14 protein-coding genes are annotated in these 15,044 nt (G+C 66.7%); 13 read left to right on the top strand and 1 reads right to left on the bottom strand.

Going from position 1 to position 15,044, the window contains the following annotated elements:
* From ruvX to ACEL_RS06825, 3 genes are read left to right on the top strand one after another with little or no spacing between them, the layout of a single operon-like run.
* Window positions 1-522: a Holliday junction resolvase RuvX gene (ruvX, locus tag ACEL_RS06835; RefSeq protein ID WP_011720164.1), complete on the top strand. Its 522-nt coding sequence runs from the start codon at window positions 1-3 to the stop codon at window positions 520-522.
* Between the two features lies 1 nt (window position 523).
* Window positions 524-1,642: an endolytic transglycosylase MltG gene (gene mltG, locus ACEL_RS06830; RefSeq protein WP_011720163.1), complete on the top strand. Its 1,119-nt coding sequence runs from the start codon at window positions 524-526 to the stop codon at window positions 1,640-1,642.
* A 17-nt stretch (window positions 1,643-1,659) separates the two neighbouring features.
* The gene (locus ACEL_RS06825) at window positions 1,660-2,598 is read left to right on the top strand and encodes a shikimate dehydrogenase (RefSeq protein ID WP_011720162.1); all 939 of its coding nucleotides are present in this window, start codon (window positions 1,660-1,662) and stop codon (window positions 2,596-2,598) included.
* 32 nt (window positions 2,599-2,630) lie between these two features.
* Here ACEL_RS06825 and ACEL_RS06820 read toward each other — a convergent pair whose 3' ends face one another.
* Entirely contained in the window at window positions 2,631-3,605 is a 975-nt protein-coding gene (locus ACEL_RS06820) for a hypothetical protein (RefSeq protein ID WP_041834991.1), read from the bottom strand.
* 165 nt (window positions 3,606-3,770) lie between these two features.
* Between ACEL_RS06820 and ACEL_RS11955 the strand changes: the two genes are divergently transcribed.
* From ACEL_RS11955 to ACEL_RS06770, 10 genes are all read left to right on the top strand, one after another.
* Window positions 3,771-4,463, top strand: coding sequence for a roadblock/LC7 domain-containing protein (locus ACEL_RS11955; RefSeq protein ID WP_011720160.1), 693 nt, complete (start codon window positions 3,771-3,773; stop codon window positions 4,461-4,463).
* Window positions 4,464-4,560: 97 nt separating this feature from the next.
* On the top strand, window positions 4,561-5,847 hold the full coding sequence (locus tag ACEL_RS06810) for a DUF4388 domain-containing protein (RefSeq protein WP_011720159.1): 1,287 nt from the start codon (window positions 4,561-4,563) through the stop codon (window positions 5,845-5,847).
* A gap of 31 nt (window positions 5,848-5,878) precedes the next feature.
* Window positions 5,879-6,460 (top strand): GTP-binding protein, encoded by a 582-nt coding sequence (locus ACEL_RS06805; RefSeq protein ID WP_011720158.1) that lies wholly within the window; start codon window positions 5,879-5,881, stop codon window positions 6,458-6,460.
* 107 nt (window positions 6,461-6,567) lie between these two features.
* A complete protein-coding gene (locus ACEL_RS06800) occupies window positions 6,568-8,229 on the top strand; it encodes a GspE/PulE family protein (protein ID WP_011720157.1) in 1,662 nt (553 codons plus the stop codon).
* Between the two features lie 53 nt (window positions 8,230-8,282).
* Window positions 8,283-9,950 (top strand): type IV pilus twitching motility protein PilT, encoded by a 1,668-nt coding sequence (locus tag ACEL_RS06795; RefSeq protein ID WP_202943337.1) that lies wholly within the window; start codon window positions 8,283-8,285, stop codon window positions 9,948-9,950.
* Window positions 9,951-9,963: 13 nt separating this feature from the next.
* Complete coding sequence (locus ACEL_RS06790; RefSeq protein ID WP_011720155.1) at window positions 9,964-11,193, top strand: type II secretion system F family protein; 1,230 nt, start codon at window positions 9,964-9,966, stop codon at window positions 11,191-11,193.
* 128 nt (window positions 11,194-11,321) lie between these two features.
* Window positions 11,322-11,771, top strand: a complete 450-nt coding sequence (locus ACEL_RS06785) for a type II secretion system protein (RefSeq protein ID WP_011720154.1) — start codon at window positions 11,322-11,324, stop codon at window positions 11,769-11,771.
* A 188-nt stretch (window positions 11,772-11,959) separates the two neighbouring features.
* Window positions 11,960-12,409 carry a prepilin-type N-terminal cleavage/methylation domain-containing protein gene (locus tag ACEL_RS12765; RefSeq protein WP_011720153.1) on the top strand — a complete coding sequence of 150 codons (450 nt, stop codon included), beginning with the start codon at window positions 11,960-11,962 and terminating at the stop codon, window positions 12,407-12,409.
* Window positions 12,410-12,560: 151 nt separating this feature from the next.
* Window positions 12,561-14,411 (top strand): type IV pilus modification PilV family protein, encoded by a 1,851-nt coding sequence (locus ACEL_RS06775; RefSeq protein ID WP_011720152.1) that lies wholly within the window; start codon window positions 12,561-12,563, stop codon window positions 14,409-14,411.
* A gap of 1 nt (window position 14,412) precedes the next feature.
* Window positions 14,413-15,027: a prepilin-type N-terminal cleavage/methylation domain-containing protein gene (locus ACEL_RS06770; RefSeq protein ID WP_011720151.1), complete on the top strand. Its 615-nt coding sequence runs from the start codon at window positions 14,413-14,415 to the stop codon at window positions 15,025-15,027.
* Window positions 15,028-15,044 lie beyond the last annotated feature (17 nt).

Below are 15,044 nucleotides of genomic sequence, written 5' to 3'. Positions count from 1 at the left end.
ATGGGCGACACAGCCGTGCGACCGGGAGTGCGGATCGGCGTCGACGTCGGCACGGTACGGATCGGTGTCGCGGTCAGCGATCCCGACGGGCGGCTCGCCGTACCGGCCGAGACACTGCCGCGTGACGCTTCCGGAGCCGGTGAGCTGCGCCGCCTTGCCCAGCTCGTCGAGGAGCGCGGCGCTGTCGAGGTTGTCGTCGGCCTGCCGGTCTCGCTCCGCGGTACCGCGGGTGCCGCAGCCCGGGACATTGCCGGGTACGCCCGCCGGCTGGCGACAGCCGTGCACCCGGTGCCGGTCCGGCTGGTCGACGAGCGGTTCACCACGGTGCACGCCGACCGGCGGCTGCAATCGGCTGGACTCGCCGGCCGGCAGCGGCGGGCGGTTGTGGATCAGCTTGCCGCCGCGATCCTCCTGCAGGACGCATTGGACGCCGAACGCGCCACCGGCCGGCCGCCCGGCCGGCTGGTCACCCCCGCCGACCCGGACGACACCGCCGCGGCTCGGCGCCGGGAGGCAGGGTGACGTGACGGACATTTTCGACCTCGGCCTGGAGCCGCACCCCCCGAAGCCTCCGCTGTATCGCCGGCTGCTCCAAATTCCGGCGATCGGCGTCTCCCTCGCCCTGGTCGTCGCGCTCGTCGCCGGCGGTGTCCTGCTGGCGGGCAAGGTCTTCCATCCCACGGAGGCCAACGATTGGGTCGGCGACGGCAGCGGCACCGTGCTCGTGGAGGTTCATCCCGGGGATTCGCTCACCGACATCGGCCGCACGTTGGTCGCCGACGGGGTCGTGAAGAGCGTGACGGCATTTGTGGATGCGGCACAGGTCAACGAGCAGGCGCAGAACATCCAGCCGGGTGTGTACAAACTCCGGCTGCACATGTCCGCGCAGGCGGCGCTCGGCCTGCTCCTCGACCCGACGTCGTTCGTTGGAGCGCGGGTCACGATTCCGGAAGGCATGCGGCTGTCGAAGACGCTGCAGATCATCGCAAGCCATAGCCGCATCTCGGTGGCCGAGCTGCAGGCCGCGTTGGCCAAGCCGGACGCACTCGGCCTGCCGGCATACGCACACGGCCAGGCCGAGGGTTTCCTGTACCCGGCCACCTACAACGTCGACGAATCCACGACGGCGACCAGCCTGCTCAGCGAAATGGTGGCGACGTTCCGCCAGGTCGCCGCCTCGATCGACCTCGAAGCCGGTGCCAAGCAGCTTGGCCTGACGCCCTACCAGGTCGTGATCATCGCGAGCCTGATCGAGGCGGAAGTGAAACGGCCGCAGGACTATCCGTTGGTCGCCGAGGTCATCCTCAACCGGCTGCACCGCGGCATGCCGCTGCAACTGGACTCGACGGTGAACTACGCACTCGGCACGTCGAAATTCCTGCTGTCCCAGAGCGATCTGAAAACCGAGTCGCCGTACAACACGTACCTGCACACGGGGCTGCCGCCGACGCCCATCGACTCACCGGACAAGGCCGCCCTGCTCGCGGCGCTGCATCCTGCGCACGGCGATTACCTGTACTTCGTGACGACCGACCCGGTGACCGGCGAGACGACGTTCACCGCCTCGCAGAAGGAATTTGAGAAGTTACGGGCGCAGGTGCAGGCCTCGTACGCGGCGTCGGCGACGGCTCCGACGCCGTGACCCGGGTGGGTGATGACGTGACCCGCAGGACCGGGATCGGTGATGACCCGGCTGGCACGAGCCGGGCAGCGGACGGCGTGACCCGCCTGGGCGACCCGAGCCCGGCCGCGGACGGCGCTGGGCCGGCCGTTCTCCGCCGCCGGGCCGCGGTGCTCGGATCCCCGATTGACCATTCGCTCTCGCCGGTGCTGCACCGCGCGGCGTACCGGGCGCTCGGGCTGGACTGGTCGTACGACGCGATCGAGTGCGACGAGACCCGGTTGGGCACGCTCCTCGACGAGCTCGGCCCGGAATTCGTTGGCCTCTCACTGACCATGCCGCTCAAACGCGCCGTGCTTCCCCTTCTGGACGACGTGAGCCCGCTGGCCCGTGACGTCGGCGCGGTGAACACCGTGACGTTCCTCGACGAGCCGGCCCGGCGGCGTCGGGTCGGCGACAACACCGACGTCACCGGCATGGTCGCCGCGCTGCGCGGCGTGAATCCCCGGCCGGCCGCCGGCCGGGTCGTCGTCCTCGGCGCCGGCGGGACGGCGGCGGCCGCACTGGCCGCGGTCCGCGAATTCGGCTGGGCGGAGGTCGGGGTCGTCGTGCGTGACCAAGGCCGGGCTGCGGCGCTGCGGACCGCCGCGGATCGGCTCGGCGTCCAGCTCACCTTCACGGCCTGGCCGGGTCTGGCCGCGGTCGCCGACGCCGCCCTTGTGATCTCCACGGTGCCGGCGGGGGCCGCCGACCGCGTTGCCCGGGAGGCGCCGCTGCGCGCCGGCCAGGTGGTCTTCGACGTCATTTACCACCCGTGGCCGACGCCGCTCGCCGCAGCGGCACGGTCCGCCGGTTGCACGGTCATCGGCGGTCTGGAGCTTCTGGTCCGCCAGGCGGCGGCTCAGGTCGAGCAGTGGACCGGCCGACCCGCACCGATCGACGCGATGCGGGCAGCGGTCCGCGATCGGCTGGACTGAGCGCGTTCCCGCTGCCCTGCCGGGCGGGGTGGTCAGACCCCCGGTGGTTCCGGTGGTGAGACGGGCATCGGTGTCGTCTCCGCCGCCGGCGGGGTGGTTGGGCCCGGCGGTGCCGGCGCCGGGCGGGGAGCCGGCTGCACCCGGCTGGCTAGACCACCGAAGGCGTCCCCACGCGCGGCTGAGATCGACGCCAGGACGAGCAGTCCAACTGCGAGGAGGAATTCCGGGAGCGAGAACGCGACCCGGAACCCGGTGAGGTCTGCGGAGACCGGGATCTGGGTCGCGGCAGCCACGATCAGCGCGATCGCGCTCAGCACGAGGATGCCCAGCGCAACGACAAGCCCTTGGACGGTCGCCAACCGGGCGATGCCGACCCGGAGCGCACCGGCCGCGACGGCAATGAGCACGGCCCAGCAGAGCAGGGCGAGCACGCCGGACGCGATGAGGTCGCCCTGCGTGACGTCCGTGGTTCCAGCCAATCCGAGCGGTGTGTCCGTCAACCCCACCGCGATCGCGTACAGAATCGCCGCTCCGGCGCCGAACGACCACAGGTAAGCGGACCGCCGGTGCGGCTGGACGTTCTCCCGGAACTCGGCGATCGACTGGCGGGCGGCGACAACCAGCACCGCCAGGCCAAGCAACCCGAAACCGACGGCGGCGAGAACCCCGCCGCCGCTGCCCCGACGTCCGGTCACATCGAGGGCGTCAACCAACGCGCCGATCGTGATCAGAAGAACGGAGATCACGACCCCGCCGATCTCGGCCACCGGCGTCCAGCGGGACTCCAAGATCAGCTGCCAGCCGAGGCGTGCCACCGCGACGATGGCGATCAACCACGCGGCGAAGCCGATCCATGCGGCGCCGACCCGGAGGTCGTGGGCCGCGCCGGTGTCGAAGACCGAGGCGAGGGCGAACGACAAACCGGCAAGGACGGCGGCCAGTGCACCGACGGCCGCCGCTGCGGCGAGCATGAGCATGACCCGAGGCGAATTGATCAGTTGACGCATAGCGGATATTGTGCCCGGCTGCGCCACGTTGACGCGAGATCCAATGGTGGAAATTTCGGGGACGTCGGCGCCGCCGGTGTATTCAAGCCCTCCGGCAGGACCGCCGAAGGGATAGCGGAAGGCCGCATCACGCGTCGCACCCGTCCCGGAAAGAGGGTTTGTCCGATGTCCGCCGTCCCCGTTGATCCCACCAGCCGGGCCAGCCGTCTCGACCGCATCCTCAACGACCTCCTCCGCCAGACGCCGGGGATCGAGGCCGCAGCGGTCGTCTCGTTCGATGGGCTGCCGATGGCATCGGCACTCCCTGCGGACATGGACGAGGACCGGGTCGCGGCCATGAGCGCCGCGTTGTTGTCGCTCGCGGAACGCGCGACTCAGGGCTTGGGCCGAGGCGCCCTCTCCCAGGTGTACATCGAGGGGGAGAACGGCACCGTGTTTCTGGTGGCGGCGCAGGACGAGGGGGTGCTGGTCGCTGTCACGTCGGCGGGGGCGAAGGTCGGCATGATGCTGTACGAGATCCGGCTCGCCGCCAGCCAGGTCGCCGACGTGCTACGGACGCCCGCTCCGCCGCCGGCACCGCCGGTTGAGACGATCCGCGAAACCCTTGCGGATTACACGATGCGCGAGTACGGCGTCACGGTGCCCGCCGGCTCCCCGCCGCCGACACCGTCCGCCGGCCCGCCGGGAGGCTTTCCGACGGTTTCCGGGGAGCCGTACCAGACGGCGTACGCCGCCGCCACCGGTGAACCCTCGGCGGCTGCCGCCCCCACCGAACAGCCGGCCGAACCAGAACCCGCACCGTGGTCGTCGTACACCCCGTCGGGCAGCGTCCTTCCTGATCGTCCGGGATGGGGCTGACCGCGTCGTGATCGCATTGACCGCATGCCATCCCGAGCCTCGTGCTCGTTGCCCGCGACCCCGATAGCCCACCCGCCCGATCCCGGACAGGACGACCGTGAAACTCGAAGGTTCGCTCGACGCCTTCAGCCTTCCGGACATCTTCCAGCTGCTCAGCTTCACGAAGAAGTCCGGCGGGTTGCACCTGCGCCGTGGCAACCAGCACGGGTGCGTCTACTTCGCGGAGGGCGCCATCACGGGCGCACTCGCCGACAACGGCCGTCAATCGCTGGCCCGGCGGCTGATCGGGGCGGCTGAGGTCCCGATCGGCGTTCTCGAGCAGGCGGTCGAACGTGCCAGGAGTGAGGGCGTCGGGGTTGGCCGTGCGCTGCTCGACGCCGGTGCGGTCGACGACGCCTTGCTGCGCAGCGTCGTGACGGATCAGGCTGTGGACGCTGTCTTTGACTTTCTTCGCTGGCCGGATGGAGAGTTCTCGTTCGGCCTGGACGAGGTTTCGCCCGACGACGTCGGGGTCCGGCTCGCGACGGACGAGGTGATCGCCGAGGCGCGAAGCCGGTTGGATGTCTGGGAACGGGCGTGCCGGATCATCCCATCGCCGCAGACGGTCCTTGCCGTCCCGGTCTGCATCGGGGAGGAGCCCCGGCTCTCCCGGGCCGAGTGGGCGCTGCTGGCGCTAGTTGACGGCCGGCGCAGCGTTGCCGAGCTGGTGCAGCTTGCCGGCCGGGGGGATTTCGCCGTCGTGTCCACCCTGGCGGGTTTGGTGGAACGGCGGTTGCTGATCGTTCGCGGCGGCGAGGATGACGGCGGTGTCGACGGACTCATCCGGCGTCACGAGCTGTTGTCCCGGTTGGACGGCGGCGCATCGGCGGATCGAGGTGCCGGCGGTTCGGCTGGCGTGGCGGAGTCCGCGCGGATCTCGGAGCAGCGGACCGCACCCGCCGAGCCGGAGACCGGCGGTGACTCGGATCGAGCGTCGACCCCGTCGAGTCCCGGGGGCACGGCCGCCGCCAGCCCGGCCGCCGCGGCCGTGGGCACAGCCGCCTCGGCGCGCGAACCTGCCGTGGATCCGGCGCTCGCGTTCGACCCCGAGAGCGCCGATCTGCCGGCCGCGTCGACGGTTGCGTCGGTGCTTGCCGCCGCCAAACCGGACGCCGGCCCGCGGCTCATCCCGGACACCCGGCAGCCGGTCGTGCCGCCCCGCCCGGAACCGTTCCTGCCGCCGCGCCGGCCTGCCTACCCCGAGGAGCCGCCGGAGCCGCGCGTTGTCGGCACGGCTGCTGCGCTCGCCTCGCCGGCGTCCGAGCCGCGACCGCGTATCGAGCGCGACCCGAGCGTCAACAAGAGCCTGCTGCTTCGGCTGATCGCCGGGGTGAGGGGGCTGTAATGAGCTGGCCGCTACTCGTCGGGAGGGGCACGTGACGATCAAACGCGGACGCCGGGGCGGCAGCGCCCAGGCAGTGAAGATCGTAATTACCGGTCCCTTCGCGGCTGGCAAGACGACACTGATCCGTACGATCAGTGAGATCACGGTTCTCTCCACCGAGAAAGAGATCACCGACGAGACCCGAGCCCGCAAGCACGAAACGACCGTCGCGATGGACTTCGGGCGCATCACGATCGATCACGATCTTGTGCTCTACCTTTTCGGGACGCCGGGTCAAGAGCGGTTCGACTTCATGTGGGAGATCCTCGGCGAGGGGATGCTCGGTTACGTGCTGCTCGTGGACGCCGAACGCGACGAATCCTTGCACGAAGCGGTTGGAATCCTGCGCGCCTTCCGGGCGATGGCGAACGTTCCGTTCGTCGTGGCGCTCAATCGCGCGGACGTGGTGGAGCCGGAGACGGCGGCCCGGGTGCGGGATGTCCTCGACGTCGATGAGCGGACCCCGGTCGTGCCGTGTAATGCGCTCGATCGGGAGTCGGTGAAGAACGTGCTTCTCGCCTTGTTGTATGCGGTCGTCGATTCGCTGGATGACGTCGCGGCGGCGCAGGCCTGAGCCGGCGGCAGGAGATCGGTGCGGCTGGGGTCAGCGGTGGAACCTCGGTGGCCTGGAGCGCATTCCGGTAGCGGAGACGGCCTTCCGGCCGATGGGGGGATGTGACGATGAAGCAACTCGGCGACATCCTTCTGGAAGGCGGCCTGGTCACCCCCGAACAGCTCGCCGCCGCGTACGCCGAGCATCAACGCAACGGCCGCAGCCTCGGTCGCGTCCTCGTCGACCAAGGCATTCTGACCGAAGCCCAGCTGGTCGCCGCCTTGGCGACCCAGATCGGCCTGCGGTTCGTCGACCTGACCGACGTCGCTATTGACGGCTCGGCGGTGTCCCGGGTGCCAGAGGCGGTCTGCCGGCGGTACACGGCGCTCCCGATCGGTTACGAAGACGGCAAGCTCGTCGTCGCGATGGCCGACCCGGCGAACGTCTTTGCCATCGACGACATCCGGTCGATCACCGGCCTGGACGTCAAGCCGGTCGTCGCGACCCGGGCCGACGTGTTGGCCGCCATCAACCGGTACCACCGCGCCGACGAGGAACTCGACGACCTGACGAGCACGCTGGCGGCTGAGGAGACCGAAGACCTGGCAAGCCTCGACGAGGTGGTCGAGGACGCGCCCATCGTGAAATTCGTCAACCTGCTGATCACCCAGGCGGTGCAAGACCGGGCGTCGGACATTCACATCGAGCCGACCGAGCGGGATTTGCGGGTCCGGTTCCGGATCGACGGCGTGCTGCACGAGGTGATGCGGTCACCGCGGAATATTCAGTCCGGCGTCATCAGCCGGCTGAAAATTATGGCGGACATGAATATTGCGGAACGCCGGGTGCCGCAGGACGGCCGCATGTCGGTGACTGTCAACGGCAAGAAGGTGGACCTGCGGGTCGCTTCGCTGCCGACGGTGTGGGGCGAGAAAGTTGTCATGCGGATTCTGGACACCTCGACCGCGCTTCTGACCCTCAGCGACCTCGGGTTCGCCGAAGACAATTACGCCCGCTATTCGGCGAGTTTTACTAAGCCGTACGGGATGATTCTCGTCACCGGGCCCACCGGATCGGGGAAGTCGACAACCCTTTATGCGACGATCAACATTATTTCGTCGGTGGAGAAGAACGTCATCACGGTCGAAGACCCGGTGGAGTACCGGCTCCCAGGCATCAACCAGATCCAAACGAACGTCAAGGCGGGTCTCACCTTCGCGTCGGCGCTGCGGACGATTCTCCGCGCCGACCCGGACATCGTGCTGATCGGCGAAATCCGGGACCACGAAACGGCGCAGATCGCGATCGAGGCGGCATTGACCGGTCACCTCGTTCTGTCGACGCTGCACACCAACGATGCGCCGAGCGCGGTGAACCGGCTTATCGAAATGGGGATTGAACCGTTCCTCGTCGGCTCGGCCCTGGACTGTGTTCTCGCGCAACGACTGGCCCGGCGGCTCTGCGAGAAATGCAAGGAACCGTACATGCCGACGCCGCAGAGTCTGCGGGAGGCGAAATTCCCGTGGCGGGACGGCGAGCCGCTCCCCACGTTGTACCGGGCGGTCGGTTGTGCGGCGTGCGCGAAGACGGGGTACAAGGGGCGGATTGCGCTGCACGAGGTCATGACCGTCACTGAGGAGATCGAACGACTCGCCGTGGAGCGGGCCTCCGCGGAGGCGATCGGCCGGGTGGCCCGTGAGCAGGGCATGGTCACCCTCCGCGAGGACGGACTGCGCAAAGTCGCAGCCGGGGTCACGACTCTCGAAGAGATTTTCCGCGTGGTCGTCTGAGGTGCACCGGCATTGCGCCCGGTTGGCGGAGCGGCTGCCGGTCCGGTTGGCGGGTGGACAACGCGGCGGGCCGGGTCTGCGCCGGCGGCGCCCGGTTGGCGGAGCTCAAGGGAAGCCGCCTGGTGTCCGATGCCTGCAGGAGACTGCTCGTCGCCGACGGGCAAATCTGCGCCGAAAGGGGTAGCTGCGTGGAGCCGTACGGTTTCTTTGCTAATCCGGACGCCGACCGCGCGCCGTCCGGGACGGCGCAGGTGCCTGCGCCGGCCGGCGCCGCGGGCGGATCGCCGCAGAACGCGCCGAACGCTGATTTCGATCCACTCTTCGGTCCGCTGCCGTCGGTCGTCGCGCCTCCACCCTCGCCGGGAACGGGTGCGCCATCCGGTGTCCCAGCGTCCGGCAGCTCGGTGGCCGGGAATGGCGTCTCGCCGTTCACCGGGCTTGCCGCATCGCCGGCGCCTACACCGGCGCCGACCGCGCCGACTCCTCCGCCGCGTGGAGTTGCGAGCCCTTCGTCTCCGGCACCGGCGCTGCAACCCCTCGCTCCGCCCGCTGACGGGGGAGTGGTCGGGACGTCGAGTGGGATCGGCATTCAGCCGTCGCAGGGCGAGGCTTTCCCGACGGTGGGCACCGGAATGGACCAACCGCGCCTGCTCGAGGGCGTCAGCCTCACCGACATGCTGATCCGGGTGCTCGAGCACAACGCCTCCGACCTGCACCTGACCGCAGGGGCCCGGCCAACGCTCCGCATCAACGGCAGTCTGGTGCCGATGGAGGATTTGCCGGTGCTGACGCCGCCGGTCATCCACCAGATGATGTACGAGATTCTCACCCAGAAACAGCGGGAGCGCTTCGAAGAGGAGCTGGAACTTGACTTCGCGTACGCTGTGCCCGGCCGTGCGCGGTTCCGGGTCAACCTGTACCGGCAGCGTGAGGCACTTGGCGCCGCGTTCCGCCTCATTCCCTTCGAAATAAAAAAGTTGGAGGACTTGGGAATTCCGCCCGCCGTCGCAAATTTCGCGATGCTGCCGCGCGGTTTTGTCCTCGTCACCGGGCCGACCGGGTCCGGAAAGTCGACGACGCTCGCCGGCATCATCGACATCGCGAACCGGCAGCGCCGCGACCACATCATGACGGTCGAGGATCCCATCGAGTTCCTGCACACCCACAAGTCGTGTCTGGTCAACCAGCGGGAAGTCGGCGATGACACGCATTCCTTCGCCAATGCCCTCAAACACGTGCTGCGGCAAGACCCAGACATCATCCTGGTCGGTGAGATGCGGGACCTCGAGACCATCTCGGTTGCCTTGACAGCGGCGGAAACCGGACACCTGGTGCTCGCGACCTTGCACACCCAGGACGCCGCACAGACCATCGACCGCATCATCGACGTCTTCCCACCCCATCAGCAGCAGCAAATCCGGGTGCAGCTAGCCGGATCGCTCCAGGGCATCGTCGCTCAGACGCTCTGCAAAACGGCGGACGGCCGGGCGCGCGTGGTGGCGACGGAAGTGCTGGTCGCAACGCCTGCGATCCGGAACCTCATCCGGGAAGGGAAGACGCATCAGATTTACTCCGCACTGCAGGCCGGAGCGAAATACGGCATGCACACGATGGACCAGAGCCTCGCTGAGCTGGTGAAATCCGGCAAGATTACCTACGAGACGGGGTTGGAGAAGTGCCACCACGTCGAAGACTTCAACCGACTCGTCGGCCGAGCATGAGTAGGACGACACGATGACCGCGACCTACCAGTACTCCGTTCGGGACCGCAGCGGAAAACTGCTCACCGGCACGCTGGCTGCCGACAGTGAAACAGCGGTCGCGCAACGACTCCGCGCGATGGGTTTCGCCCCCATCAGCATCAACGTGGCGAATGCGGGTCTGAAGAAAGAAATCAGCATTCCCGGCTTCGGCAACCGGGTGAAGATGAAGGACCTGGCGGTGATGTCCCGCCAGTTCGCCACAATGATCAACTCCGGGCTCTCGTTGCTGCGGGCACTAACCATCCTGCGGGAGCAGACACAGAGCAAGGCGTTGCAGAAGGTCCTCACCGAGGTCCGCAATGACGTCGAAACGGGGAGCTCCCTGTCGGCGGCGATGAGCAAGCATCCCAGGGCGTTTCCGCCGCTCATGGTGAATATGATCCGCGCCGGTGAGGTCGGCGGGTTCCTCGACTCCGTCCTGTTGGAGATCGCCGCGAATTATGAGGCGGAGGTGAAACTCCGGAGCAAGGTGAAGTCGGCGATGACCTATCCGGTCGTCGTGCTCTGCATTTCGCTGCTCGCGGTGCTCGGCATGCTCACCTTCGTCGTCCCCGTCTTCGCGAAGATGTTCAAACAGCTGGGCGGCAAACTGCCGGCGCCGACGCAGTTCCTGGTCACCCTCTCGCACAGCATGAAAGTGCTGTTACCGGTGCTCATCGTGCTGGCGATTGTCGGCGGGATTACGTGGTCGCGGATTCGGCGGACCGAAGCGGTCCGCAACGTCGTTGACCCCTTCAAGTTGAAGGTGCCGATTTTCGGGCAGCTCTTCCGCAAGCTCGCCCTTGCCCGGTTCGCCCGCAACCTGGGCACGATGATGCACTCCGGCGTGCCGATCCTGCAGGCCCTGGATATCGTCGCTGACACCACCGGGAATGTCGTGCTCGCTCGGGCGATCCGCGACGTGCAGGGCAGCATCCGGAGCGGGGAATCCTTGACCGCGCCGCTCACGTCACACCCCATCTTTCCGCCCATGGTGGTGCAGATGATGGCGGTCGGTGAGGACACCGGCGCGCTCGACACCATGCTCGGGAAGATCGCGCAGTTTTACGACCAAGAGGTCGAAGCCATGACCGAATCGCTGACCGCCCTCATTGAGCCGATCATGATTGCTCTGCTCGGCGGCATCGTCGGCTCCATGATCGTCGCACTGTATCTGCCGATCTTCCACATCTACGACCTGGTCTCCGGTTCGGGCGGCTGACGGTCGCCCGAACCGGAGACACGCAGAAATCGTCCATTCGTACGGTAAGCCGCGGCCGCCCGCAGGCCGATGATCCGAGAGTCATCGTCAACCGAAGGGGCATGCCCTTGTAAGCCGGGAAGGCGCTCATGGTGGCACGCATTCGTCAGAGGCGGCCGCGGGACGCTGGCTTCACGATTCTTGAGCTCCTCGTCGTCATGATCATCATTAGCGTCCTCGCGGCGATAGCAATTCCCCTGTTTGCCGACCGCCAGAACGGCGGTTACGAGGCGAGTGAGAAGGCGGACCTTCATCACGTTCTGACGACGATTCAGAGCGTCATGGTTGATCAACCGCAGAGTTTGACGGTCAACACCACCGGTGCCAGCTACACCGTGAAGACCGACGTCGATCCGGCCGGCGTCACCGGGACGCTCAGCGCTGGGAACAGCCTGAGCGTCAAACCGATTCCGCCGATCGGCGTGGGGACTGCGTACTGTCTGGAGGTCCGTAACAGCCATCCCAGCGTTTCGCCGTGGCATGCCGTCGTCAATCCCGCGGCAAATAGTCAGCAGCTTGCTGTGGGTGCGTGTCCGTGAGGTTGGCGGGTGCGCGCTGTGGGGCGGTGCTGTCCTGTGGATGGCGGCCGTTTGAACCAGCCGGACTGCCCCGAACGGCGGAAGAAATCGCCCGATCGGACGGTAAAGTCAGCCGATCGCGGCGTCGATGCCCGGGGTGTCATCTCCGGGAAGGCCGGAACCGGCCTCATCACTGAAAGGACGGGCGCATGCTCGCACGAATCCGTGAGGCGATGGAGCGGCGGGACGAGGGTTTCACCCTTATTGAGCTGCTCGTCGTCATGCTCATCATCGGCATCCTTGCCGCGATTGCCATCCCGCTCTTCCTCAACCAGCAGAACAAGGGGTATGAGGCGAGCGAGAAAGCCGACCTGCACAACGTGTTGACCAACATCCAGTCGGAGATGGTGGACGGGCCGACAACGGTGACGGTCACCCAAACCGGAAGCAGCTACACGGTAACGACCGACATTGACACCACGGGTGTGACGGGCACGCTGACCGCGGGGAACACGCTCGTTGTCAAGCCCAGCCCGATTACGGTCGGCCAGCCGTACTGCCTGGAAATGGACAACAGCCACGCCGGTGCCAGCCCGTGGCACATCAGCGTCAATCCCACAACCAACAGCCAGCAGCTGGCCAAGGGTGCATGCCCGTGACGCCGATTGCCGGCTAGCGTAATGCTCGACTGGCGTCGTGAAGGCCGGGTCAGACCCGGCCTTCACGACACGGTCATAACGGTGAGTGCACCACTCCGTCCGCAGGTCGGGTAAAAGCCACGTCGATTGCTGAGCGTCGAGAGGGGACACGGTGAGCAAGCGTCGCATCGGACTGGTGCGCCGATTGGCCACATCCGACGGCGGCTTTACCCTGATCGAAGTTCTCGTCGCGATGGGAATCCTGCTCACGGTCTTTCTGTCCGCGGGCGGTTTGCTGATTTCGACGATGGTCAATTCCCAACGCGCCCGGCAGATACAGACCGCCGGGGAGCTCGCCAACCAAGCGATTGAGCGGTTACGAGCCTTACCGTATGCGACGATTGTCGCTGGATCTATTCAGCCTGTGACGACGGATCCGGCGGTCACGACGTACAACGGCCTTTACTACTACAAGTACCAGCCGCTCGCGTGGAATACCACGACAACGGCGTCGAACCAGACACCGCTCGATACGTGGCCGTGGCCGCAGGTCAAGGCGAACGGAACGACGTTCACGGTGAAGACGTTCGTCACCTGTCACCACAGCGCTTTCACCGGCGGCGCGAACAGCTATGAACCGGGTTGCAAAGACACGAGCCTGGGTCCCACGGATCAGGTTCTTTATACCGCCACCGTCATCGTGACCTGGAGACCCAACGGGACCTCGGCCTCGGCGACAAAGCAACTGGTCACGCAGACGGAGATTTTCTCGCCTAACGGCTGCCAGTCGACGTTGACGCACCCGATCGCCGCACCCTGCGAGCCCTTCTTCTACGCTTCAGCGGACACCGGGCCGGGTTCGATCACCATCACGTCGGCGTCATCGACTGACCCAGCGATTGCTGACATTCCCGGCTTTACCGCGGCGACGCTCAGTCTCCCCCGGCTGACCGCTTCGCTTCAGTCAGAACAGACAGCAAATACTGCGGCGAATGGCAGCGCGCCACTCACCACGTGGACCGTGAGCGGAACGGACAGCTCGCTGGGCGGGACAAGGGTTGCTGCGCAAGCGAGCAACGATGCCGGCTCAACGACATCGCCGTCGGACACCGAGTCGGTGAGCCAGTCGTCGATTACCCAGGTTGTGGCGTCGTCCGACGGATCGGCGAGCCTGACCCTGACCCAAGGTTCGGTGAGCGGGACGCTTCGCGCGGCGGCGCAATCTCTTACCGGTGCGTCATGCGCGGACACCACCGGCCAACAGCTCGTCACCACCCTCCCGTGTTCGATGGGACAGCTTGGTGCGGGTGGTGCTAGTGCGGTGCTCAAACTTCCGTCGGTCGGCCAGGCCAACCTTCTCGTGCTTAATCCTCCCTCGACGACGACACCCTTGGCGGTGTACACCGGTCGGTTTGGGGCGACGCTCGGCAGCAGCCCTGACGTCCACTGCGCGTCGTTCCTGACCGGCAGTGCGGGTTGCGTCGGCTCGGAAGCCGTGCGGACGCCGGGTGACGTCTACCTCGGTGGATTGCCCGCTAACGTGGCGGCGAACGCACCGGCCGGTTGGGGCGGTTACCTCATCAGCGTCACCGGTTACTCGGATGCCGCGTGGTCGGAGCGAGGCCAGACCGGTGCGGCCCCGAAGGCAGGGATAAGCAGCGGCACGCTCCGCTATTGGAACGGCAGCGGCTACACCTCAGTCAACCTCGCGGGCGCGGCTGCCGGGCAACAGCTCACGTCGTCCCTTGTCGTTTCCTCGAATTCGGCGAACCGTCAGGTCAGCCTTACCGCGACTATCACGACCGGTGGCGCAACCGCGACGACGGTGCCGAGTTCCGGTGACCAGAGCAACGCCAGCTGCACCTCGAATACCCCGTGTCAGGGCACCGCGTCGGTGACGTCTTTCGTCCTCGACCTCAAGTACGTGATCACCAGCACGCCCGATGGGTCCGTGCGTGCCAGCCTCGACATCAAAGTGGACCTTGGCCAGCTTCTGGCCAGCGCGACGTACCAGGCAGCATGACATGAGGAGTCGGGAACGTCTACCGCGGGATCGGGAAGCCGGTCTCACGCTCGTCGAGATGCTTGTCTCGATGGCGGTCTTCAGCATCCTCATTGTCATCAGCATTGCGCTCTACATGATGATGATTCGGAATACCACGGCCGAGACGCAGCGCGGAACCGCTAATGATCAGGTGAGGCTCGCCGTCTGGGATATCGAACGACAAGTGCGGTCCGGGAACGTCCTGTACAACCCCAGCACCGACGCCAAGGGTAATCCCATCGTTCTTGTGTACACGCAAGCGAACGGGATTGAGCAGTGTGTGGAGTGGCGGTACGACGTTGCCGCGCAAGCCTTGGAGACCCGCAGCTGGTCGACGACGTACCTGCTCGACGGCCGGGTCAGTCAATGGCAGACCGTAGCGATTAATATCGTGAACGATATTACGAAACCCAATCAGGCGCCTTTTGTGCTGAACAGTGCCGCAGGTTACGGCGGCCGGCTCCTCGATCTGCATTTCTTTGCCCGAGGCGGGGCGAATGGCGGACAACCGGCGGAAATTACCGCGTCGGTAGCGGGGCGTAACACGTCTTACGGCTATAGCCCTAACCTGTGCCTCCCGATTCCGCCGGGCTGATGGAGAAAGGACGAAAT

This window comes from Acidothermus cellulolyticus 11B (assembly GCF_000015025.1).
Lineage (GTDB): Bacteria > Actinomycetota > Actinomycetes > Acidothermales > Acidothermaceae > Acidothermus > Acidothermus cellulolyticus.
The sequence above is the reverse complement of the archived record's forward strand: the minus strand, read 5'-3'. Positions and strand labels throughout refer to the sequence as shown.

Bases quoted from the DNA above. Each gene is read 5' to 3' on its own strand.
- ACEL_RS06790 (WP_011720155.1), top strand. From the start codon at position 9,964: ATGACCGCGACCTACCAGTACTCCGTTCGGGACCGCAGCGGAAAACTG.
- ACEL_RS11955 (WP_011720160.1), top strand. From the start codon at position 3,771: ATGTCCGCCGTCCCCGTTGATCCCACCAGCCGGGCCAGCCGTCTCGAC.
- ACEL_RS06820 (WP_041834991.1), bottom strand. From the start codon at position 3,605: ATGCGTCAACTGATCAATTCGCCTCGGGTCATGCTCATGCTCGCCGCA.
- ACEL_RS06770 (WP_011720151.1), top strand. From the start codon at position 14,413: ATGAGGAGTCGGGAACGTCTACCGCGGGATCGGGAAGCCGGTCTCACG.
- ACEL_RS12765 (WP_011720153.1), top strand. From the start codon at position 11,960: ATGCTCGCACGAATCCGTGAGGCGATGGAGCGGCGGGACGAGGGTTTC.
- ruvX (WP_011720164.1), top strand. From the start codon at position 1: ATGGGCGACACAGCCGTGCGACCGGGAGTGCGGATCGGCGTCGACGTC.
- ACEL_RS06800 (WP_011720157.1), top strand. From the start codon at position 6,568: ATGAAGCAACTCGGCGACATCCTTCTGGAAGGCGGCCTGGTCACCCCC.
- ACEL_RS06785 (WP_011720154.1), top strand. From the start codon at position 11,322: ATGGTGGCACGCATTCGTCAGAGGCGGCCGCGGGACGCTGGCTTCACG.